Here is a 19,907-nt window from a genome sequence, read left to right on the forward strand (position 1 = left end):
GTCTCACCCACCTCTCTGTCTGACGCTGCGCCACACCCGGCGCCGCACACCCGGCAGCGCCGACATTACGATCACGACCGCGCCGACCAGAGCCAACGCGGTACCGAGGCCGGCCGCGTCCCGGCCGGCCGCAGCGACCGCAACCACGCTGACCGCCCCGACACCGGCCAACGTCGCCGCCGCCGCCACCGACACCGGGCGGTCCACCAGTGGTTGCCCGACCACCAGCCGGGCGGCGGTCGCCGCGATCAGGTTCTCCAGCACGATCCCGGTGGCCCAGGCCACCGCCATGCCGAGCACCCCGTGCCGGGGCACCAGCCAGAACGCCAACGACACCGTCGCCGTCAGATTCACCAGCGTGGCCACCAGGTGCAGGCCGCTGTGACCACTCATCAGCAGCAACGTCTGCACGTTTCCGACCGCGACGTTCACCAGCATCGCGACCGCCAGCACCGTCATCGCCGTAGCGCCGGCGGCGAACTCCGGCCCGAAGATGCTCAGGAAACCCGGTGCGAAGACCGCCAGCAGCAGATAGACCGGCCAGGAGAGCACGATCGCCCAGCTGGTGGTCTGCCGGTGCACCGCCGCCGCCTCGGCCGGCCGGTCCGCGCCGAGCAGCCGGGACAGCTGCGGCGCGACCGCGACCCGCAGCCCCTGCAGGGCGAGCTGCCCGGCCAGGATGTACCGACCGACCGCGCCGAAAATGCCCGCCTCGGCCTGCCCGGCCAGCACCACCGCCAGCAGCACCCCGATCCACATGCCGCCCGCGTCGATGGCGGCCGAGCCGGCCCTCGGCAGCGCGAACCGCCAGAAGCCACGCCAGTCCGCCGACCCGGCCCGCAGTCGGGCGCCACGCCCCAGACCGAGCGGTCCGGCGACCAGGCCGGCGCAGACCAGCAGGGCGGCCAGCGCCGGCACCAGCCAGCCGGCCAACCCGAGCAGCACTGCGCCGCTGGCCAGCGCGGCGAGGCCGACCAGCACCGGCCGGCCGATCGGCAGCAGGAAGAACTGCACCGCCACGTAGCCGCCGATCGGTCGGACCCCGCGTACGGCCGCGAGCATCAGGCCGGTGGCGACCAGCACCGGCAACCCGACCGCGCAGAGCTGAACCAGGCGTACGGTCTCCGTGCTCGCTCGGTCGAACAGGCCGTCCGCGAGCTGTGGGGCGACCAGCAGCCCGACGACGGCCACCACGATGGCGAACACCAGCGGCGGCAGCAACGCCACCGGCAGCATCCGGGCGGCGTCCCCGGTGGCGCCGGTACGGCGCCGGGGCAACGCCCAGAGCAGTCCTGTCTCGGCCCCCAGGGTGCAGACCGCAGTGGCCACGGTGAGCAGTCCGACGGCGGCGAAGAACGCGCCCGCGCCGGTTGGCCCGTAGCCGCGGGTGATGACCACCGCCAGGACGAAGCCGAACAGCCCGCTGACCGCCGCGCCGGCCAGTCCGATGACACCGCTGCGGGCGCTACGCCGGGTCTCCCGCTGATCGGTGGCGGCGGTCACCGTGCAGCCCCGGCCAGAGGCTGCGGGGTTGGACGCTGACTGGGCGGGCGACCCGGACGTTCCCGGTCGACGAGCACCAACGCCACCCCGGCGACGTAGAAGATCGCAGTCAGGTTCTGGTTGACCAGGCCGTAGAAGGGCAGTTGGACCAGGCCGATCAGTGGCACGACGGAGAGCCACTGCGCGGCCGCCGTCCGAACCGGCCAGCAGCGGAGCCCGACGATGACGAACCAGCCGATGAAGCAGACCAACGCCGGAATACCGTGGCTGAACAGCACCGCCCACAGTTGGCCCTGGGTGCCGATCGGCGCGTCGGCGGTGACCGTGTCGACCTGCACCGGCGCACCGAAACCGAGCAGCGGCGACCGCTGGACCCAGCGCAGCACCTCCAGGTAGAGCGACAGCCGGTCGGTGTTGGTGTCGCTGACACTCACCCGGCGCTCGATCAGCTCGCCGATCGGGATGAACAGGGTGACCAGCCCGCCGACGGCCAGCATCCCGAGCATGGACGCCAACGCCTTGACGTTGCCCCGGGCCGCGGCCCGCAGGCCGAGCACGGCCAGCCCGACGCCGAGGCTGAGGAACATGCCCCGGTTGAGGGTCAGGAACGCCGGCGGCAGCGACAACGGCAGGGCGACCAGCAGGACCGCCCGGGCCGGCCCCCGGGCACCGAGCAGCAGGCAGGCCACCACCGCCGGCAGGGTGATGGCGAACGTGCTGCCGAACGTGTTGGTGTAGGCGAACGGGGCCGCCGGCCGGAAGATCGGATTGGTCGAGCGGGCGCTGTATTCGGTCGCCTGGGCGTGCACCATGTCCCGAATGAACGGGTTGCCGGACAACCCACCCGGTAGCACCAGTTCGAACGGGGTGACCATGCCGAACCGGGGCATCAGCAGGCCGAGCCAGCCGAGCAACACCAGGGCGACGAAGAACGCGCACAGCGGGCCGAGCACCACCGTCAACGCGTCCCGCTCCCGCGCCATCGTGTACACGTAGCAGCAGACGACGATCGCGGTAACGTAGAACAACAACCGGAAGGTGAAGGTGAGCAGCGCGCCGACGTCGGCCAGTTGGGTGGCGCTGACCACCACGAGAGCCAGGAAGGCCAGCCAGAGTCCGGCGCCGGCGGGCAACGGGATCCGCCCCCGGACGAACATGACGATCAGCAGCAGCGCGCCGAGCACCGGCCAGCCGAAGTAGAACAGCCCGCTGAGCCACCAGACCGGCACCAGGCCGAACATCAGCCACAGCGGCCAGATCGGCAGCGCCGGGGGGTGCCGGGCCTGGTCAACCACGGCCGCTGCCGGTGAGCACGAAGCCGAGCGGCTCGGCCCCGGCGGCGCGCAACCGGTCGGTCAACCGACGCAGGTCGGCCAGCCGGGTACGGTCCCGCTCGACCACGACGATCGCGGTGCCGGTCCGCGCCTCCCGCACGCCACGCTCGTCCGACTCGGCCGGTGGGGCGTTGAACAACACGATCTCCCCGTCGCGCGGTGCCTGGGCGTACAGGCCGATCCGGACCATGCCGGCCCCGACGGTGAGCGCGTCCGCCGGCAGCGTACGGACCGGGATGGTGGCTACCACCGGGCCACCGTCACCGGCCGCCGACCGGTCCCCGGTCGACGGCCGGTCCCCGGTCGACGGCCGGGACTGCCCGGTGCCGGCGGTCGGCCGCGGCGACGGTCGCCGTGCGGGACCCGCCGGGGCGTCCGCCGTGTCGGTCACCCGGGGCAGGATCACCGTACGGTCCTGGTCGGCGTTGGGCAGGGAGAAGATCAAGGTGCTCTCCGGGTCGCCGCTGTCGCCGGGGCGCTGCGCCGTACCCCCCGGCTGGGCCGGGGCCGTACCACCCGGCTGGGCCGGCACGAACGGCCCGGACGGCACCCGGCGCCGATCGGCGAGCAGCGCGTCGCGCAGCGCGGTCACCCGGTGGCTGTCGTCGCCGATGTAGACGTCCTGCCCGTCGGCGGCGAGTGCGACGGCGAGGCTCGCGGTCATCGGGGTGGTGTCCTCCCGGTTGCGCGACGAGATCACCACCACCGGAGTACGGACCGCCTGGCGGAGCTGTTCGGCTATGGCCATGCCGACGTACCGGACGTCGGCATCGACGGTACGCGCGTCAACCCGCAACCCGCGGCGGCGTACGGTGCCCAGCAGTGGCAGCCCGGCGACCTCGCTGGCCTCCGCCTCGCTGCGGATCCGCCGGTCCACCGACTCCCGCAGGTAGGTCAGCAGCACCCCGAGCACCGCGCCGACCAGCAGACCGGCCACCAGGTACAGGATCCCGGGCGGACCGTCGGTGGACAGCTGCTGCTGGGCACTTTGGGTGATCCAGCCGGGCGTGACGTCGATCGCGGCGATCTCGGTACGGGCCGCGTTGAGCTCGGTCAGCTGATTGCTCAGCGAGCCGAACTCGGCCAGCGCGGCGTCGGCCGCCGGGGTGCTGTTCGCGTTGGCGAGCCGACTCTGCGCCGCGTCCTGCTGCTCCGCGACCTTGACAATGCTCTCGTCGTAGGAGGCCAGCATGTCGGTCCGCTGCTGCTCGTACATCTCCTGGCGGACCTGCAGGTAGGTGGCGGCCGCCAGGTTCACGGTGTCGACTGCGTCGTCGACCGTGCCGGTCGAGTAGGTGAACCGTAGAATCTGGCCGCCGGTGGGGACCTCGATCTCCAGCGCCCGGCGGACCTCCACGACGTCGGAAGACCGGGCCTCGGCGATCCGGGAGAGTACCTCGGTGCTGGCCGCGATGCCACTCTCGACGTTCATGTTGACCGAACGGTCGGCACCGGCCCCGGGATAGGTGAAGGCGTCGGTGACCACCGGCCGGACCGCGACGACCGCGGTGGCCGAGGCCGCGGGTGGGGCCACCACCAGGTAGCCGATCGCCAACAGCAGGCCGGTCGCGGCACCCGCGACGACCGTCATCCACCGCAGACTCGGAATCCGCAGCAGGTCGGTGAGGGTCACGGTCCGGGCTGGCTGGTCACTCATCGAACTTCTTCACAATCTGCTGCGGATTGCCGATCACGACGACCCGGTCAGGTACGTCGACGCGAACCACCGTGCCGGCACCGACGACGCTGTCGTGGCCGATCCGGACGCCCTTCATCACCAGGACGTGCGCCCCGATCCAGACGTTGTCCCCGACGACAATCGGTGCCCGGGTCGCCGGGCCGGGCGGTGCGTGCCGCAGCTGCGGCGGGAGATTGTGGAAGTCGTTGTCCATCAGCTCGCAGTCGGACAGCAGACAGCGGTCGCCGACCTCAACGCTGGTCCAACTACCGATCCAGGTGGCATTGAGCAGGCAGTCGGCACCGACGGTGACCTCACCCGTGCCGGCGAAGCGGACCAGCTTGTTGAGCCGGGTCCGGTCGCCGATCGTCACCCGTACCCCTCTGCGCAGCCGGACCCGGCCCCGGATCTCGACGTCCCGGCCGAGCCGCAGCCGGGGATAGCGCAGCTGGTAGTAGGTCCGTTTGACGGCGAACAACACCCGCAGCAACGCGCCGTGCCGACGTGTGCTCGACCCCACCGGTCCGCCTCCCCTGTGCAACGATGCCTCACCATACAAAATGGCCGGTGGGCCGGCAGCCTCGGTGCTGCCGCCGGCCCACCTCTGGTCACCGGGCGGTCTACCGCCAGGTCACTCGGCCGCGAAGAACATCGACCGGTTGGTCCAGTCGAGCGCCGGGTCGGGCTCGGCCAGCACGGTCACCGAGGTGCCGGCCACGGCGACGTCGGCGGTCGGATCGAACGGCACCGCTCGCAGCCGCCCGTCGGACGAGCCGAACACGATGCTGCCGGCCACCCAGGCCATGCCACGGACCGAACTCCAGGTGACGCCGTCGGTCGGCACGGTGAATTCGGTGGCGCCGAGATAGTTGCCGTCGAGTTCGAAGTACCGGTAGAACAGCTGGTTGTTACCGCTGCCGGCGCGGGTGTAGTAGAGCCGGCCGTCCAGGTAAAACGCCGCGTTCAGCGACAACGCGTCGAACCAGGAGTTATAGCCCGAGCTCTCCCACGGACCGCCGACGCTGCTGCCGTTGAACATCGAGATGTCCAGCCGGCTGCCGGTCTCGGTGCCGGCGACCGGGCGGGCCCAGTAGATCCGGTCGTGCACCCGCCACACCGCGCCGGCGTCGACCAGGTTGGGCTGGTTGGTGATGGTCGCCGCGCCAAGCGTGGCCCCGTCGAACGGCACCTTGGTCAGGTCGCCGTTGGCGGCCGCCAGGTAGAGGTAACCGGTGCTGTCGGTCGGTGGGTTACGCGACACGATGGTCCGCCCGCCCGCGTCGGGGAACATGCCCAGCCGGCCGTGGTACTCGTTGCCCATGCCGTCGGAGTTGTGGCCGAAGTAGAGGCCGTCGGAGCCGAACCAGAGCACCGGTACTGCGGAACCCCAACTGCTCGCGCCGGCCGGCAGCGCCGATCCGCCGCTGCGCCGCGGGTTCCAGTTGACCGGCATCCCGGTCGCCACGGTCACCGCGCCGATGCCGAGCCGGTCGACCGCGCCGTCGCCGGCGTTGTCGCTGCGGTTCGGGTTGTTCAGCCAGCGGAAGTGCCCACCGGTATAGGCGATGCCGTCGCGGACCACCACCGAGGTGATGGTGTCGTTGCCGGTGAAGTTGAGCCAGGTGGCGTCGAGGCCGCTGCCCCGGTCGGCGGTCTCGTACCGGGCCAGCGAATCGCAGTACGCGGCCGGCCAGCCCGAGCCACCGTTGGTGCCGACGACGAAGTAGCTGCTGTCGTCGCCGAAGCTGATGTCCTGCACGTAGTGGGTGAAGGTTCGCCAGGAGCAGCTCGGCGCGAACCGATGGTTGCTGTCCCAGTCGGCCAGGACCGGGGTGCCGGTCAGGTCGACCATCGCGATCTGCTCCCGGGTCAGGCCTTCGACCTCGCGGAAATTGCCGCCGAACACCAGCGTGTCACCGTCGGGCGCGACGTCGAGCGTCCACACGTACGGCGGCACGTCGTGCCGGCCGACCGCGATGTCGACATCGAAGGTCGGATCGATCGCGCCGGTGTCCACGTCCAGCCGGGCGAGCCCGGCGTGCTGGGTGCCGTTGACCCAGTTGAACGCACCACCGATGTAGAGCCAGTCGCCGCTGACCTCCATGTCGCGGACCACTCCGCCGTCGGAGCGGCCCTCCCAGGAGGACACCGTGGCACCGGTCGCCGGGTCGAGGGCGACCAGATTGCGGCGGGCCTCTCCGTTGACGTTGCGGAAGACCCCGCCGACGATCAGCTCACCGGCCGGAGTGACCTCGAGGGTGTTCACCGCACCGTCCAGGTCGGGCTGGAAGCCGGCGACCAGCGCACCGGTGGACCGCTGGTAGCCGAACAGGTACGGCCGGGCCTGCCAGGTCGCCGAGCTGGTCGGCCGGATCTCGGTGAAGGTGCCACCGACGAAGATCACGCCACCGATCTCGGCGAACGCTCGGGCCTCGCCGTTGCGAGCATGTGGGGTGTGGTCCGCCGGGTTGGTCGAGACCAGAGTGGCCGGGGCCGGGGTGGGGACGACGGCGGCACCCGCAGCCGTCGCGTCGATGATCAGTGTCAGCACTACAGCAGTCGCGACCAGGGACGATGCCCACACGCGACGGCCGCTGGACAGACGCCAGCCAGGCTGGGATTGGTTCACGCTTCCCTCCAGATGGGAAATTGTCTCAGACAGCGTGCGCCAACCCCAGCCGGGTCAGACATCCACCGATCGGACGGCAGCCGATCGGGTTTCTACCAGTCTTGGCTGAACGTTCTACCAGGTCAACTCCGGCCCGGCAGCGGCTGCCGGAAGTAGGAGTCCTTGCCGGCCCTGGTGAATCCGGCCAGCGCCGACGGGTTGTGGTTCATCGTCATGTTGCAGGTGGCCGATGTGCGCGTCGATCCGGCGGAGTTGAAGTAGACCACCGCCTTGATCTTCGGATGCGCCTTGATCGCTGCCGGGAACTGCTCGAACCACCGCTGCTTCGCCGCCGGGTCGTCCGGGTGGAAGTTGCTGCCGAACTCGGCCAGCATCCGGGGTTTGCCCACGCCGATGCGGTGCTCGTCCAGCCACCGGTAGAACCCACCGACCGTGGTGTGCGGGTCCTTCCAGGTCTTGCCACCGTTGCAGGCGTAGAAGTTGTACGGATCGTAGCCGACCCAGTCCACATAGGCATCGCCGGGATAGAGGTCGACGTACCGGTCGTAATGGCCTGACCAGCCCATCATCACCCAAACCCAGACCGCGTTGTCCGCGCCGGCCTTTGCGAAGCGCTGGTGCACGTGCCGCCAGGCCCGCACGAAGTCGGCATCGCTGCCCTTGGCCGGCTCGTCCTCCGGCTCGTGGTCGAAGCCCATGAACACCGGCACCCCGGTCGCCTTGATCCGGCCGGCCACGTCGTCGATCACCGAGTCGTACCGGCCGCTGTAGACGTCCCGCCAGCTCAACGTGGTGCCGGAGGAAAAGATCCGGGACTCCCAGGCGAAGAACATCAACCGGCCGCCCCGCATCTGCTCCTGCTCGAACTTGTCAGGGAACGCCCCGTTGCTGCCGGCGTTCGAGAAATCGTGATAGCGGTGCACGATGTCGAACTTGCGCCCGACCTGCGCCTCCACCTCGGCGACCGCACCCCCGTGGTTCCAGCCCTTCGCGGCGCTGGTCGGCGAGTACATCCCCCACCAGGCGCCACAGGCGGGTACCAGCAGGTCCGACACCGAGCCGCAGCCGGCGCCGGAGGCCGGCGGGCTGGCCGACGCGCTGGGCGCGACGGTCGGCGAAGCGGACGCCGATGCGGACGCCGACGGGGCCGCGGTGGTCGGCACCGGCGCGCTCGGCGGCGCGGACGGAGTGGGCGCCGCTGCCGGTGGCGGAGTGCTGGGCGCGTCCGCCGCCGATTCGTAGCTGATCACCAGCCGGGGTCGGATTGACTGGTCGCGGTACTCGACCGACGGCCAGTAGACGCGCTGGTTCAGCCCGGTCTGGCGCAGCGCGAACGTGTAGGTGCCGTTGCCGGCGACCTGCGCGGACACGTCCCACTCGTTGTAGCCCTTGCGGACCGTCGGCAGCGTCGCGAGTGCCCGGTCGACGGTCCGGGCGATCCCGTCCGCCCCGGCCAGCGACGGCCGCGGCTGACGGGCGTCCACTGCGGTCCGGTACGCGGTGACCTGCGCGTTCAGGTCCTGCCAGGAGTACAACTGCAGACGGACCCGCAGGTTGCGGACGGCCTTCGGCAGTTGGTCGACGGTGAACTCGACGATCGCGTCCCGGGCCCCCCGCGGGTTGCGTTCGCAGAGCGCGGGACAGGTGGCCAGGGTGGTCTTCGCCCCGTTGTCACCGTCCTGCGGCACGTCGGTGGCGGTGGTGTCCGCGGTGGCCGGCACGGTGACCTCGTCGTCGGCGAGCAACGGCAGAGCGGTGACCACCATGCCGGCCAGCAGCGCGGCGCTCACGCCGCCGACGATGAGTCGGCGGCGGCCGGACCCGGTACGCGCGATGGCGTCGCTCAATCTGTGTCTACTCAAGAAAACAGCCCCCCTGTGGCATGAGCTTGCCGCGCGAGCCTAACGGGGGTGAGCTCAGATGTACGCCGCGTAACCAGAGATCTAAGCACTAATTAAATCTACCGGCGTCATCCGACGGTCTTCGCGACGACCTTTGCCATCAACCGGAATGCCTTGCCACGGTGGCTGATCGCGTCCTTCTCGGCCGGGCTGAGCTCGGCGTTGGTCCGTTCCTGACCGTCACCGAGAAAGATCGGGTCGTAACCGAAGCCACCGTCGCCGCGACCGGCGCGCAACAGCCGGCCGGACTGGCGTCCTTCGACCAGGTGTTCCTTGCCGCCGGGCAGCACCAGGGCCGCAGCGCAGACGAACGACGCCGCCCGGTGTTCGTCCGGCACGTCGGCGAGCTGGGCCAGCACCAGATTCAGGTTGGCGAGGTCGGCACCGTGCCGGCCGGACCACCGGGCACTGAACACTCCGGGCATCCCACCCAGCGCGTCGACGGCCAGCCCGGAATCGTCGGCGACCGTCGGCAGCCCGGTGTACCGGCAGCCTTCCCTGGCTTTGAGCAGCGCGTTCTCGCCGAAGGTGAGACCGGACTCGGGCACCTCCGGGTAGGGCTCCAGGTCGGCCAGCCCGACCAGTTCGACCCGGTGGGCACCGAGCGAGGTGTCCAGGATCCGCTGCAGCTCGGTCAGCTTCTTGCCGTTGCGGGTGGCGAGCAGCAGCCGGGTACGCCCGGCCGGTGCCGCGCTCACCGGTCCAGCACCCTACGCTGCGCGGCGGTCAGCTCGGCGCAACCGGCGACCGCCAGGTCGAGCATGGCGTCGAGCTGGTCCCGGCCGAACACCGCCGCCTCGCCGGTGCCCTGCACCTCGACGAAGTCCCCGTCGCCGGTGCAGACCACGTTCATGTCCACGTCGGCCGCGACGTCCTCCAGATAACACAGATCCAGCCGCGGTTCGCCGGCGATCACGCCGACGCTGACCGCCGCGATCGAGCGCCGCATCACCCGGTCCGGCTTGCCGCTGAGCGCCTTGCGGTCGGCCAACCAGCTGACCGCGTCGTTCAACGCGACGTAACCGCCGGTGATCGCGGCGGTCCGGGTGCCGCCGTCGGCCTGCAGCACGTCGCAGTCCAGCACGATCGAATTCTCCCCGAGCGCCTTCAGGTCGACGGCGGCGCGCAGGCTGCGCCCGATCAGCCGGGAGATCTCGTGGGTCCGGCCGCCCAGCCGACCCTTGACGCTCTCCCGGTCCGACCGGGTGGTGGTCGCCCGCGGCAGCATGGCGTACTCGGCCGTCACCCAGCCCAGTCCGGACCCTTTCCGCCAGCGGGGCACCCCCTCGGTGACGCTCGCGGTGCAGAGCACCTTGGTCTGCCCGAACTCGACCAGCACCGACCCTTCCGGGTGCATGCTCCAGTTGCGGGTCAGGGTCACCGGTCGTAGCTGAGCGTGGGTGCGTCCGTCGGGTCGTGCCATGTGCAGAGCCTATGTGCCGCGCCGCTGCGGGCCCCGTCCGGGTCACACCGGACCGGTCCGCTCAGGCGGCGACCGGCAGGCGGGCCACGACGCCGGGTACGTCCAGCACGGCGCGGTAGTGCTCGATCAGCTCGTCGCCGATCGCCGCCCAGGTGCGGCCGGCGACCGCGGCCCGCGCGGCCCGTCCGTACCGGGCCCGACGGGCCGGGTCGGCGACCAGCCCGGCGACCGCCCCGGCGAGCGCCGTCTGATCACCGGGTGGCACCAGCAGCCCGGTCACCCCGGGCGTGACCAGGTCCACCGGCCCGCCGGCGGCCGGCGCCACCACCGGTACGCCGCTGGCCTGCGCCTCCTGCACGGTCTGACCGAACGTCTCGTGCGGACCGGTGTGGGTGAACACGTCGAAGCTGGCGTACAGCCGGGCCAGGTCCCGGCCGTGCCGGGCGCCGAGGAAGCGGACCGCCGGCAGGGCGCGCTCCAACTCCTTGCGGGCCGGTCCGTCACCCACCACCACGACCCGTACGCCCGGCAGCCGGCTGGTCTCGGCGAGCAGGTCCACCCGCTTCTCGGCGGCGAGCCGGCCGACGTAACCGACCAGCGTCTCACCGCCGGGGGCCAGCTCGCGGCGGGTCGGTTCGCAGCGGTGGGCCGGGGCGAACCGGACCGGGTCGATGCCGCGGCCCCAGATGCGTACCCGGTCGATGCCGTTGGCGGTCAGGTCGACGGCCGCAGCGGTCGACGGCGCCAGGGTGCGGTCCGCGGCGTTGTAGATCTCGCGCAGCCAGCGCCATACCGTCGCCGCACTCCACCCCAGGTGGTACGCGCGGGCGTAGGCGGCCACGTCGGTCTGGTAGACCGCCAGGGTGGGTAGCCGCAACCGGCGGGCCACCGTCAGTCCCCGCGCGCCGAGCACGAACGGGCTGGCCAGGTGTACGACGTCCGGGGCGTGGTCGGCCAGCACCTCGGTGAGCCGGCGGCTCGGCAGGCCGAGCCGGAAACTGCGGTAGAGCGGCACCGGCAGGCTCGGCACCCGGACCACCGGGTACGGGTGGACGTGGACCTCCGCCCGCTCGGCCGCAGCCGGCGCCGGTGCGACGACCAACGGCTCGTGCCCGCGGGCGACCAGGTGTTCGGCGACCCGCACCACGGAGTGCGCCACCCCGTTGAGGTCCGGCGGGAAGGACTCGGTGACGATCGCGACGCGCATGGGTGTCACGGTCTCGCCTGTGCGGGTGGCCGAGGCTACGCCGCGTTGACCAGCGGGCGAACTCTGCGGCAAGAGAACCGTTGGCCGGTGTCGACCGGTCAGACCTCGTAGTGGGCGCCGGCCCGGACGATCTCGACCGGCCCGTCGAAGCTCGATGCCGCCGCCTCGAACGTCAACGCCTCGCTGCCCCAGGCGGTGACCAGATGGGTCAGCAGCAGCCGACCGACCCCCGCCTTGGTTGCGGCCTCCCCGGCCTCCCGGCCGGTCAGGTGCAGGTCCGGCGGGTTGTCCACCCCGTCGAGGTAGCTCGCCTCGCAGAGGAAGACGTGCGCGTCCTGGGCCAGCCGCAGCAGCGCCTCACAGGGTGCCGTGTCCGACGAGTAGGTCAGCACCCGGTCGCCGTGCTCCACGCGTACCCCGTAGGTTTCCACCGGGTGGTTGACCCGGTCGACGGTGACCTGCAGCGGGCCGATCGGAAAGCTGCCGGGCTGCAGGCCGTAGAAGGTGTAGACGTCGTCGACCGGCTCGCCGCTGATGTTGTACGCGGTGGCGATCCGGTCGGGCGCGCCGGCCGGGGCGTAGACTGGCAGCGGCGGGTACGGGCCGTCCGGGGCGTAGCGCCGCACCACCACGTAGGTGCAGGCGTCGAGCATGTGGTCGCAGTGCAGGTGGGTGAGCAGGATCGCGTCGACCGCGTGCAGGCCGACGTACCGCTGCAGGGCGGACAGCGAACCCGAGCCGAAGTCGACGAGCAGGCGGAACCCGTCCGCCTCGATCAGGTAGGCCGAACAGGCGGCCTCGGGCCCGGGGAAACTCCCGGCGCAGCCGAGTACGGTCAGACGCATCAACTGTTCCCACGATCGCGGTGAGACACCGGCGATGCGCCGTTCATGCCATCGAAGATCTCCACCAGCGGCTCTGCCACGCTCGGCAGCCTACGCCGCGGCCAGCGGCGGAATGAAAGATCCGCTGCAACTTGTCGTCAACGTGACACCGAAGCGCGAACAACTGGAGCGACTTCGACAACCCGCCCCAGGATCGCCCATAGCGCAACCAATCATTTGCACCGGAGCGCCGGAGCACAAACCATGCCGCCGGTGCGCCTCAGGCCCAGAGCTGACCTTCCAGCGCTTCCTCGGCGTCGGACAGCGTGCCGCCGTACGCACCGGTGGAGAGGTACTTCCAGCCGCCGTCGGCGACCAGGAACGCCACGTCGGCGCGGCGGCCGGCGTTGACCGCCTCGTGCGCGACGGCGAGCGCGGCGTGCAGTACGGCACCGGTCGAGAAGCCGACGAAGAGCCCCTCCACCTCGACCAACTGCCGGGTCCGCAGCACCGCGTCGCGGGTACCCACCGAGAACCGCCGGGTGAGCACGTTCGCGTCGTACAGCTCCGGCACGTAGCCCTCGTCGATGTTGCGCAACCCGTACACCAGCTCGCCGTAGCGGGGCTCGGCGGCGACCACCTCGATGCCGTCGACCTTCTCCCGCAGGTAGCGCCCGGTGCCCATCAGGGTGCCGGTGGTGCCGAGCCCGGCGACGAAGTGGGTGACCGTGGGTAGGTCGCGCAGCAGCTCCGGCCCGGTGGTCTCGTAGTGCGCCTGGGCGTTGCCGCTGTTGCCGTACTGGTAGAGCATCACCCAGTCAGGGTGCTCGGCGGCGATTTGCTTGGCGGTGGCCACCGCCTGGTTGGAGCCGCCGGCGGCCGGCGAGAAGATGATCTCGGCGCCGTACATCCGAAGCAGTTGGACCCGTTCGGCGGAGACGTTCTCCGGCATCACGCAGACCAGCCGGTAGCCGCGCAGCTTCGCCACCATGGCGAGTGAGATCCCGGTGTTGCCACTGGTGGGTTCGAGGATGGTGTCGCCGGGCCGGAGCTGCCCGGCCTGTTCGGCGGCGCGGACCATGAACATTGCCGCCCGGTCCTTGACGCTGCCGGTCGGGTTGCGGTCCTCCAGCTTGGCCCACAGCCGTACCGGCGGCGCCCCGTCGGGCACCACCGGGGAGAGCCGGGGCAGGCCGACCAGCGGGGTGCCGCCACACGCGTCGAGCAGGCTGTCGTAGCGCGTCATGGCGGGCCGCTCAGCCGCTGATGGTGTCGGTGGCGGCCGGGGCGACGTCGCTCGCGCCGCCGGCCACCGCGGGCAGGATCGTCACGGTGTCCCCGTCGGCGACCTTGGCGTCGAGCGCGCCGAGGAAACGGACATCCTCGTCGTTGACGTAAATGTTGACGAACCGGTGCAGGTTGCCCTCGTCGGTGACCAGCCGGCCACGCAGGCCGGAGTGCTTGGCGTCGAGGTCGTTCAGCAGGGCGGCGAGGGTGTCCCCCGTGCCTTCGACGACCTTGGCGCCGCCGGTGTAGCTACGCAGGATGGTGGGGACGCGAACTTCGATAGACATTGACGTGCTCCTATTGCAACGGTAGGTCGGACCAGATCGCGGTGCGGTACGGCGCCAGGTGTCAGCGGCCGGACGAACACTCGTAGTCGACCGTGGTCGGGGTCTGCCCGAACAGGTACGACTGCACCGCGTGCGGGTCGACACCGGCGTCAATGAGATTGACCGGCTCCTCGGTCACCACGCCGTCCACGATGCGGAACGACCGGATCTCGGTGACCTCCGGGTCACGGGTGGAGACCAGCAGGTAGTGGGCCTCGGGCCAGCCGGCGATCGCCGCATCGGTGCGGGACGGGTACGCCTCGGTCGCGGTGTGCGAGTGGTAGATCACCACCGGCTCCTCGTCCCGGTCGTCCATCTCCCGCCACAGATGCAACTGCTCCATCGAGTCGAACTGGTAGAACGTCATCGAGCGGGCCGCGTTCTGCATCGGGATGTGCCGGGTCGGCGTGTCCGAGCCGGCCGGACCGGCGACGACGCCGCACGCCTCGTCAGGGTGGTCCCGGCGGGCATGGGCGACGATCGCGTCGATGATCGACCGGTCGATGCTCAGCACCACCCCAGCCTACCGCCTTCTCCGCTTCTCCGGCCCGGCCGGCCCGTGGCGGTCGTCACGCTCGTCGACACTAGTCGAGCAACGCGCCGAGCAGGGACTCCTGCAGATAGCCCAGATAGGCGTAGACCGACAGCTGGTACAGCCGGCTCGACGACGGATCGTCCCGCTCGGCCGCCGCCAGCTCAGCGCCGAGATCGGTGTCGGCCCGCACCTGCAACCGGACGCCCATCGCCAGCCGGGCGTCGTTGATCGCGCGTAGCCACGCCTCGGCCGCCTCGCCGTCCAGGCGGACCTCCGCGCCCGTGTCGCCGGCGTCGGCCGGCAACGCGGCGAGCACGGCGCCCGCTTGGTCGATCTTTGCCGTCTTGAGGTCGCTCTCGGTGTATCGCCGCAGCTCCGCCGAGCTCGCCGGATCGTCCGGGTAGATGTCCGGAAACAGCCGGTCGACCACCGGGTCGTCCCGTTCGAACCCGTCGGTGAGGAGGTTCACCACCTCACCGGCGACCTTGCGCAACACCCGTACCTCGTCGGGGGAGAAGACGGCCACGACGCGCCCGTTGCGGCGCCGGAACATGCTCATGCCCGGTCGACCGTCGCCCAGAGCCCGTAGGCGTGCAGCCGGGACGCGTCGAGCTCCATCCGCTCGCGGGCGCCGCTGGACACCACCGCCCGGCCCTTGTTGTGCACGTCGAGCATCAACTCCTCCGCCTTGGCCTGGCTGTACCCGAACAACTTTTGAAAGACCCAGGTCACGTACGTCATCAGGTTGACCGGATCGTCCCAGACGATGGTCACCCACAGGCGTTCGTCACCTGGCGTCTCGACCGTGTCCGGCGTCTCGACCGGAGCAACCTGGGGAGCCGCCATTCCCCCATCGTGCCATCGGTGGGGCCGGGGCGGACAACGCCCACCGCGGTCAGCCCGGCGCGTCGCCGCTGTCGATCGCATCAGCCAACAGGTTGGCCAGGCCACGCCGTACTGCGGCGAACCGCAACGCGATCTCCTGGGACAGCGCGATCTCCACCGCCCGCAGCGCCTGCTGGATCCAGGACCGGGCCTGGTCCGGCGCCATCCCGGACGGTCCACCGCGCGGATGCCAGCAGTCGGCGGCGAGCGCGACGCCGATCGGCGGCACCGTGCACCGGGACCGCTGCACCGGGTACGCGGCGAAGACATCCACCACCATGGTGGACGGCCCGGCGACGGTGGACGGCACCGGCTCGCACCGGCCCGCGGCGGTCGTCAGGAGTCCTTCCGCGACCGCCCTGGGCGGATCCCCGAGCAGCCGGCCGCGGAGCTGCTCGCGCAGCAGCGGTCCGAGCCGCTGTGCCGGGTCCGGCCCGAACACCTGCTCGACCGCCTCGTCCACCGCGTCGTCCACGCCGGCGGCACAGGCCGCGCTGGCGTGCAACGACAGGGTCAGGAGCTCGCGGTCCAGGAAGCCGGGTATCCCGGCCGGTCCACCGCCGAACAACAACTCGCGGACGGCAGCCAGGTGCAGGTTGGCCAGCTCGATCGCCAGGGTGTGCCGCACCCGCTGGCCGATCCGTCGCACCACCCGGTCCAGCCGCTCGGACCAGCCGACTGCCGGCCCGCCGGATGGCAGTGTCAGTGGCTCGTCGAACGCCAGCTGATCGGCCAGACCGGCGCCGGCCCGGTGCAGCGCCTCCCGGGCTGCCCAGTCGGTCACCTCCCGGCGGAGAAACACCGCATCGCCGGTTGCCGCGTCGACCGAATGCCAGGGTGCCTGTTCCAGCTCCGGAACAGCGGCGAGCAGCTCGGCCCGCTGGAACGACCCGCCCGCGCTCTGTACGCCGGCCGCGGTGATCGCGACGAACACCGCGACACCGGCACCCAGCGTCCGGCGCAGCAGTTCGTGTTCGATCTGCCCGGGCGGCGGCCCGGCACCAACCACGAAGACCAGCGCGCCGCCGCGTACCGCCGTGTCGAGCAGCACCGTCGCGCCGGCCGACCGGAGCGTCTCCAGGTCGGGCGAATCGACCAGGCTGAGCCGGCGCAGCGAGGCATCCGGCCGGATCACCTCGACCCGGCGCGGTGGACGGGGCAGGGCCAGGTTGGCACCGGACCGCGCTGACCGCGCCGGGACGATCCACGGCTGCGACCAGCCGGGCAGATATGCCGCGATCCGCTCGACCGTACCGTGCCGGACGACCAGGAAACTCTCGGGCGGACGCAGATCGGGCAGCGGTTCACCGTCGACAAACGCGGTCAGCACGGCCGAGCGGCTACTGGCGGCGGCTCCGACCACGACGGCCGCGACCGGTTCGTCGGCCGGTGGGGGCGGCGGCGCCGGGGCGGCCATCGGCTACTCCACAACCAGGTCACCCGGGCGGCGCGGCTGCCTGCGCTGCCGGGGAACGCGGGCGGCGGCGCGGGTGGCCGGGCGATTCGCCGGTACTGTCACGGACTCCACAAGACGAGCTCCTTCGGGCGTCATCGCCACGAATTACCAGTCCACCGACGCTACGTGCACAATCACCTACACAGCGACGACTGTCGCTACTCACTGACCGAACACTTCATACTCAACTGCGATCCGTGACCGACCCTTCCCCCTTGGCGACCGTTCTATATGCTCCCCTGCCATGGGCCTGTGGAGCTTCGTAGGACGGTCCGAAGAGCTCGACCGGCTGTTCGCCGCCGCCACCGACGGCGGTCGCGGCCTGATCCTCAGTGGCTCCGCCGGGATCGGCAAGAGTCGGCTGTTGCGCGAAGTCGTAGGTAGACTGCCGACCAAGAGCTACGCGGTCTGGTCCGCCTCGGGCAGCGTCAGCGCCGCGGGCCTGCCGTTCGCCGGCCTCGCCCAGGTGCTCCCGGCGAACCAGCCACCCGGGTTGTCCCCCTCGGCGCTACTGCGGTGGGCCGTCGAGTCGCTACGACAACGGGCCGCAGGCCGGCCGATCGTGCTCGCCATCGACGACGCGCATCTGCTCGACCCCTCCTCGGCGGCGGCGGCGAACCTGATCGCCCGCTCCGGTCGGGCCACTGTACTGGGTACGCTGCTCAGCGGCGAGCCGGTGCCGCTGCCGATCCGGGCACTGTGGGCCGACGATCTGGTGGTACACGACGAGCTGGCGCCACTGGACGTCGTCGACAGCACTGGCCTGCTGATGGAACTGCTCGGTGGACCGCTGGACCCGACCTCGGCCGAACGGCTGTGGCGGCTGTCCGAGGGAAACCCGCTGCTGCTGCGGGAGCTCGTCATCGCCGCCCAGTCCGGGCAGGAGCTGACCCAGACGTACGGGGTGTGGCGGTGGACCGGCCGGTTGGAGCTGGCGCCGAGCCTGACTGACCTGATCGACACCCGGATCGGCCAGCTCAGCCCGCCGGTCCGCGGCGTCGTCGAGCTGGTGGCGTTCGGCCAGCCGATCGGGCTGCGGCTGCTGCTGCGGACCAGCCGGCACGCCGATGTGGAGGCCGCCGAGGAACGAGGACTGATCCGGGTCGACGTCGACGACCGCCGGCAGGACGTGCACATGGCCCATCCGCTGTACGGCGAGGTGGTGCGCCGCCGATGCCCGGTCACCCGGGCGCAGCGGCTGCAGGCGCAGCTCGCTTCGCTCGTGGACGGGGTAGGGGCACGCCGCCGGGAGGACCTGCTGCGGGTCGCCGTCTGGCGGCTCGAGTCGAACACCGCCGACGACCCGGCGATGCTGCTCGACGCTGCCGGCCGGGCGTTCGCCGGGTACGACGTCCCACTGGCGGACCGGCTGGCCGCCCGAGCGTACGACGCCGGCGGCGGGTTCGACGCCGCCGAGCTGTGGGCGACCATCCTGATGTTCCGAGACGAGCCGGAGCGGGCGCTGGCCACCATCGAGGCGGTCCGCGACGAGGTCACCACCGACAAACGACGCAGCCGCTGGTTGATGGTGCTGGGACTGGTCGCCTACTGGGGGCTCGGCAACGAGTCGACGCCGGAGGACCTGGCGGCCGGTGCCCGCGAGCTGACCGACCCGGCCGAGCGGGTCCGGGTCGACTCGTTCGAGGCGATCATGCGGCTGCACCGGCTGGAGTGTGACGCCGCGCTGCGGCTGGCCCGCGCCGTACTCGCCCGGCCGGCGGCCAGTCCCGCCGCCCACGGGCTGGCCCAGTGCACCATCGCCCACCTACAGGCCGCGCAGGGCGACCTGACCGGCAGCGGCCGGGCCATCGCCCGGGTCGTGGCCGACGCCCCGCACTGGCGAACCGAACTTCCCTACCTTCAGCTGGCACTGGAACTCGCTCGCGGCACCCGGCTGGTGCTCGCCGGGGAGCTGCCCGGGATCGAGACGATCGTCGCCGAGGAGTTCGCCGACCTGGCCGACGCCGGTGACTTCCGGCTCGGGTCCGGCTACCTGTCGGTGATCCGGGCGCAGGCCGCCCGGCTGCGCGGCCGGCTCGACGAGGCGCTGCGACACAGCCTGCAGGCGTGCGCCACGTTGGCCACCGGCCGGGTGTACGCCGGGCTGGCCCACGCCGAACGGGCACACGCGGCCGCCCTGCGTGGCGAGGCGGCCCAGGCCGCTGCGGCGATGGCCGACTCGGACCGGGCGCAGATGCCCGGGATGGCCATCCTGTACCCGTGGCGGGAGCAGGCGCGCTGCTGGGTGGCAGTCGCCGAGGGGGACGTCACCGGCGCGGTCGACATGCTGCGGGAGTTGGCGGCCCGGCTGCGTACCGACGGGTTCGCCGGCCACGAGGTGATGGTGCTGCACGACCTGGTCCGGCTGGACCGGGCCGACCTGGCGGTGGACCGGCTGACCGAGCTCGCCAAGGTGGTCGAAGGCCCACTGCCGCCGCTGGTCCTGCGCCAGGCACAAGGCGCCACCAACGGACCGTACGGTGCCCTGCTGCGCGCTGCCAGCGGCTTCGCCGGCCTCGGGCTGCACCTGTTCGCCGCCGAGTCCGCCGCGATGGCGGTACGGCGGCAGCGGCTGGCCCGGTCGCCGGTCACCGGGCAGACCAACATGCTGCTCGGCCGGTCGCTCGGCCAGTGCGTCGACGTGCGTACCCCGGCGTTGCTGGCCGGCCTGCCCAACCTGACCGACCGGGAGCACCAGGTGGCGAAGCTGGCGGCGGCCGGCGTCGCCAGCCGGGAGATCGCCCAGCGGTTGTTCCTGTCGCCCCGCACCGTGGAGAACCATCTGCAACGGGCGTACGGCAAGCTCGGCGTGACCGGGCGTGCCAACCTGGCCGAGGCGGTGCGCGCTCTGCCCGACGAGCCGGGGCCGCCGGGCCAGGCCGGGCCGGGCCGCACCGGCCGGGCGGCCGTACAGTAGCC

17 protein-coding genes are annotated in these 19,907 nt (G+C 71.5%); 1 reads left to right on the top strand and 16 read right to left on the bottom strand.

The genetic code is table 11. From position 1 onward, the window contains the following. Positions 1–3 precede the first annotated feature (3 nt). The 16 genes from ACFHWS_RS13980 to ACFHWS_RS14055 all read right to left on the bottom strand — a co-directional run bounded on the left by ACFHWS_RS13980 (position 4) and on the right by ACFHWS_RS14055 (position 16,949). On the bottom strand, positions 4–1,503 hold the full coding sequence (locus ACFHWS_RS13980) for a lipopolysaccharide biosynthesis protein (protein WP_416554678.1): 1,500 nt from the start codon (positions 1,501–1,503) through the stop codon (positions 4–6). Next, positions 1,500–2,744 carry an O-antigen ligase family protein gene (locus ACFHWS_RS13985; RefSeq protein WP_416554791.1) on the bottom strand — a complete coding sequence of 415 codons (1,245 nt, stop codon included), beginning with the start codon at positions 2,742–2,744 and terminating at the stop codon, positions 1,500–1,502. Before ACFHWS_RS13985 ends, ACFHWS_RS13980 begins: the two co-directional genes overlap by 4 nt. A gap of 46 nt (positions 2,745–2,790) precedes the next feature. Continuing rightward, entirely contained in the window at positions 2,791–4,494 is a 1,704-nt protein-coding gene (locus ACFHWS_RS13990) for a lipopolysaccharide biosynthesis protein (RefSeq protein ID WP_416554680.1), read from the bottom strand. Further along, a complete protein-coding gene (locus tag ACFHWS_RS13995; protein WP_278167452.1) occupies positions 4,487–5,035 on the bottom strand; it encodes an acyltransferase in 549 nt (182 codons plus the stop codon). The genes ACFHWS_RS13990 and ACFHWS_RS13995 overlap by 8 nt, the downstream gene beginning before the upstream one ends. Before the next feature lie 111 nt (positions 5,036–5,146). Continuing rightward, positions 5,147–7,084: a hypothetical protein gene (locus ACFHWS_RS14000; RefSeq protein WP_416554793.1), complete on the bottom strand. Its 1,938-nt coding sequence runs from the start codon at positions 7,082–7,084 to the stop codon at positions 5,147–5,149. A 182-nt stretch (positions 7,085–7,266) separates the two neighbouring features. After that, entirely contained in the window at positions 7,267–8,991 is a 1,725-nt protein-coding gene (locus ACFHWS_RS14005) for a glycoside hydrolase family 26 protein (RefSeq protein WP_416554682.1), read from the bottom strand. 122 nt (positions 8,992–9,113) lie between these two features. Continuing rightward, a complete protein-coding gene (rdgB, locus tag ACFHWS_RS14010; protein ID WP_416554684.1) occupies positions 9,114–9,743 on the bottom strand; it encodes an RdgB/HAM1 family non-canonical purine NTP pyrophosphatase in 630 nt (209 codons plus the stop codon). Continuing rightward, complete coding sequence (gene rph / locus ACFHWS_RS14015; RefSeq protein ID WP_416554686.1) at positions 9,740–10,468, bottom strand: ribonuclease PH; 729 nt, start codon at positions 10,466–10,468, stop codon at positions 9,740–9,742. The genes rdgB and rph overlap by 4 nt, the downstream gene beginning before the upstream one ends. Positions 10,469–10,529: 61 nt before the next feature. Further along, a complete protein-coding gene (locus tag ACFHWS_RS14020; RefSeq protein WP_416554688.1) occupies positions 10,530–11,675 on the bottom strand; it encodes a glycosyltransferase family 4 protein in 1,146 nt (381 codons plus the stop codon). 98 nt (positions 11,676–11,773) lie between these two features. Then, entirely contained in the window at positions 11,774–12,520 is a 747-nt protein-coding gene (locus tag ACFHWS_RS14025; RefSeq protein ID WP_416554690.1) for an MBL fold metallo-hydrolase, read from the bottom strand. Between the two features lie 259 nt (positions 12,521–12,779). Continuing rightward, complete coding sequence (locus tag ACFHWS_RS14030) at positions 12,780–13,745, bottom strand: PLP-dependent cysteine synthase family protein (protein WP_416554692.1); 966 nt, start codon at positions 13,743–13,745, stop codon at positions 12,780–12,782. A gap of 10 nt (positions 13,746–13,755) precedes the next feature. Further along, the gene (locus tag ACFHWS_RS14035) at positions 13,756–14,073 is read right to left on the bottom strand and encodes a MoaD/ThiS family protein (RefSeq protein ID WP_416554694.1); all 318 of its coding nucleotides are present in this window, start codon (positions 14,071–14,073) and stop codon (positions 13,756–13,758) included. Between the two features lie 61 nt (positions 14,074–14,134). Next, a complete protein-coding gene (locus tag ACFHWS_RS14040; RefSeq protein ID WP_416554696.1) occupies positions 14,135–14,626 on the bottom strand; it encodes a Mov34/MPN/PAD-1 family protein in 492 nt (163 codons plus the stop codon). A gap of 70 nt (positions 14,627–14,696) precedes the next feature. After that, a complete protein-coding gene (locus tag ACFHWS_RS14045) occupies positions 14,697–15,206 on the bottom strand; it encodes a DUF2017 domain-containing protein (RefSeq protein WP_416554698.1) in 510 nt (169 codons plus the stop codon). After that, a complete protein-coding gene (gene clpS / locus ACFHWS_RS14050) occupies positions 15,203–15,493 on the bottom strand; it encodes an ATP-dependent Clp protease adapter ClpS (RefSeq protein WP_416554700.1) in 291 nt (96 codons plus the stop codon). The genes ACFHWS_RS14045 and clpS overlap by 4 nt, the downstream gene beginning before the upstream one ends. 49 nt (positions 15,494–15,542) lie before the next feature. Further along, positions 15,543–16,949, bottom strand: coding sequence for a hypothetical protein (locus ACFHWS_RS14055; RefSeq protein ID WP_416554702.1), 1,407 nt, complete (start codon positions 16,947–16,949; stop codon positions 15,543–15,545). 283 nt (positions 16,950–17,232) lie between these two features. On the opposite strand from ACFHWS_RS14055, the gene ACFHWS_RS14060 reads away from it, so the two are divergent. Then, positions 17,233–19,905 carry a LuxR C-terminal-related transcriptional regulator gene (locus ACFHWS_RS14060; RefSeq protein WP_416554704.1) on the top strand — a complete coding sequence of 891 codons (2,673 nt, stop codon included), beginning with the start codon at positions 17,233–17,235 and terminating at the stop codon, positions 19,903–19,905. Positions 19,906–19,907: the final 2 nt, after the last annotated feature.

This window comes from Micromonospora sp. LOL_013 (assembly GCF_048060315.1).
In the GTDB taxonomy this organism is placed as follows: domain Bacteria; phylum Actinomycetota; class Actinomycetes; order Mycobacteriales; family Micromonosporaceae; genus Micromonospora_E.

Bases quoted from the DNA above. Each gene is read 5' to 3' on its own strand.
- ACFHWS_RS14020 (WP_416554688.1), bottom strand. From the start codon at position 11,675: ATGCGCGTCGCGATCGTCACCGAGTCCTTCCCGCCGGACCTCAACGGG.
- ACFHWS_RS14045 (WP_416554698.1), bottom strand. From the start codon at position 15,206: ATGAGCATGTTCCGGCGCCGCAACGGGCGCGTCGTGGCCGTCTTCTCC.
- ACFHWS_RS14025 (WP_416554690.1), bottom strand. From the start codon at position 12,520: ATGCGTCTGACCGTACTCGGCTGCGCCGGGAGTTTCCCCGGGCCCGAG.
- ACFHWS_RS13985 (WP_416554791.1), bottom strand. From the start codon at position 2,744: ATGTTCGGCCTGGTGCCGGTCTGGTGGCTCAGCGGGCTGTTCTACTTC.
- ACFHWS_RS13990 (WP_416554680.1), bottom strand. From the start codon at position 4,494: ATGAGTGACCAGCCAGCCCGGACCGTGACCCTCACCGACCTGCTGCGG.
- ACFHWS_RS14055 (WP_416554702.1), bottom strand. From the start codon at position 16,949: ATGGCCGCCCCGGCGCCGCCGCCCCCACCGGCCGACGAACCGGTCGCG.
- ACFHWS_RS14030 (WP_416554692.1), bottom strand. From the start codon at position 13,745: ATGACGCGCTACGACAGCCTGCTCGACGCGTGTGGCGGCACCCCGCTG.
- rph (WP_416554686.1), bottom strand. From the start codon at position 10,468: ATGGCACGACCCGACGGACGCACCCACGCTCAGCTACGACCGGTGACC.
- ACFHWS_RS14035 (WP_416554694.1), bottom strand. From the start codon at position 14,073: ATGTCTATCGAAGTTCGCGTCCCCACCATCCTGCGTAGCTACACCGGC.
- clpS (WP_416554700.1), bottom strand. From the start codon at position 15,493: ATGGCGGCTCCCCAGGTTGCTCCGGTCGAGACGCCGGACACGGTCGAG.
- ACFHWS_RS14060 (WP_416554704.1), top strand. From the start codon at position 17,233: ATGGGCCTGTGGAGCTTCGTAGGACGGTCCGAAGAGCTCGACCGGCTG.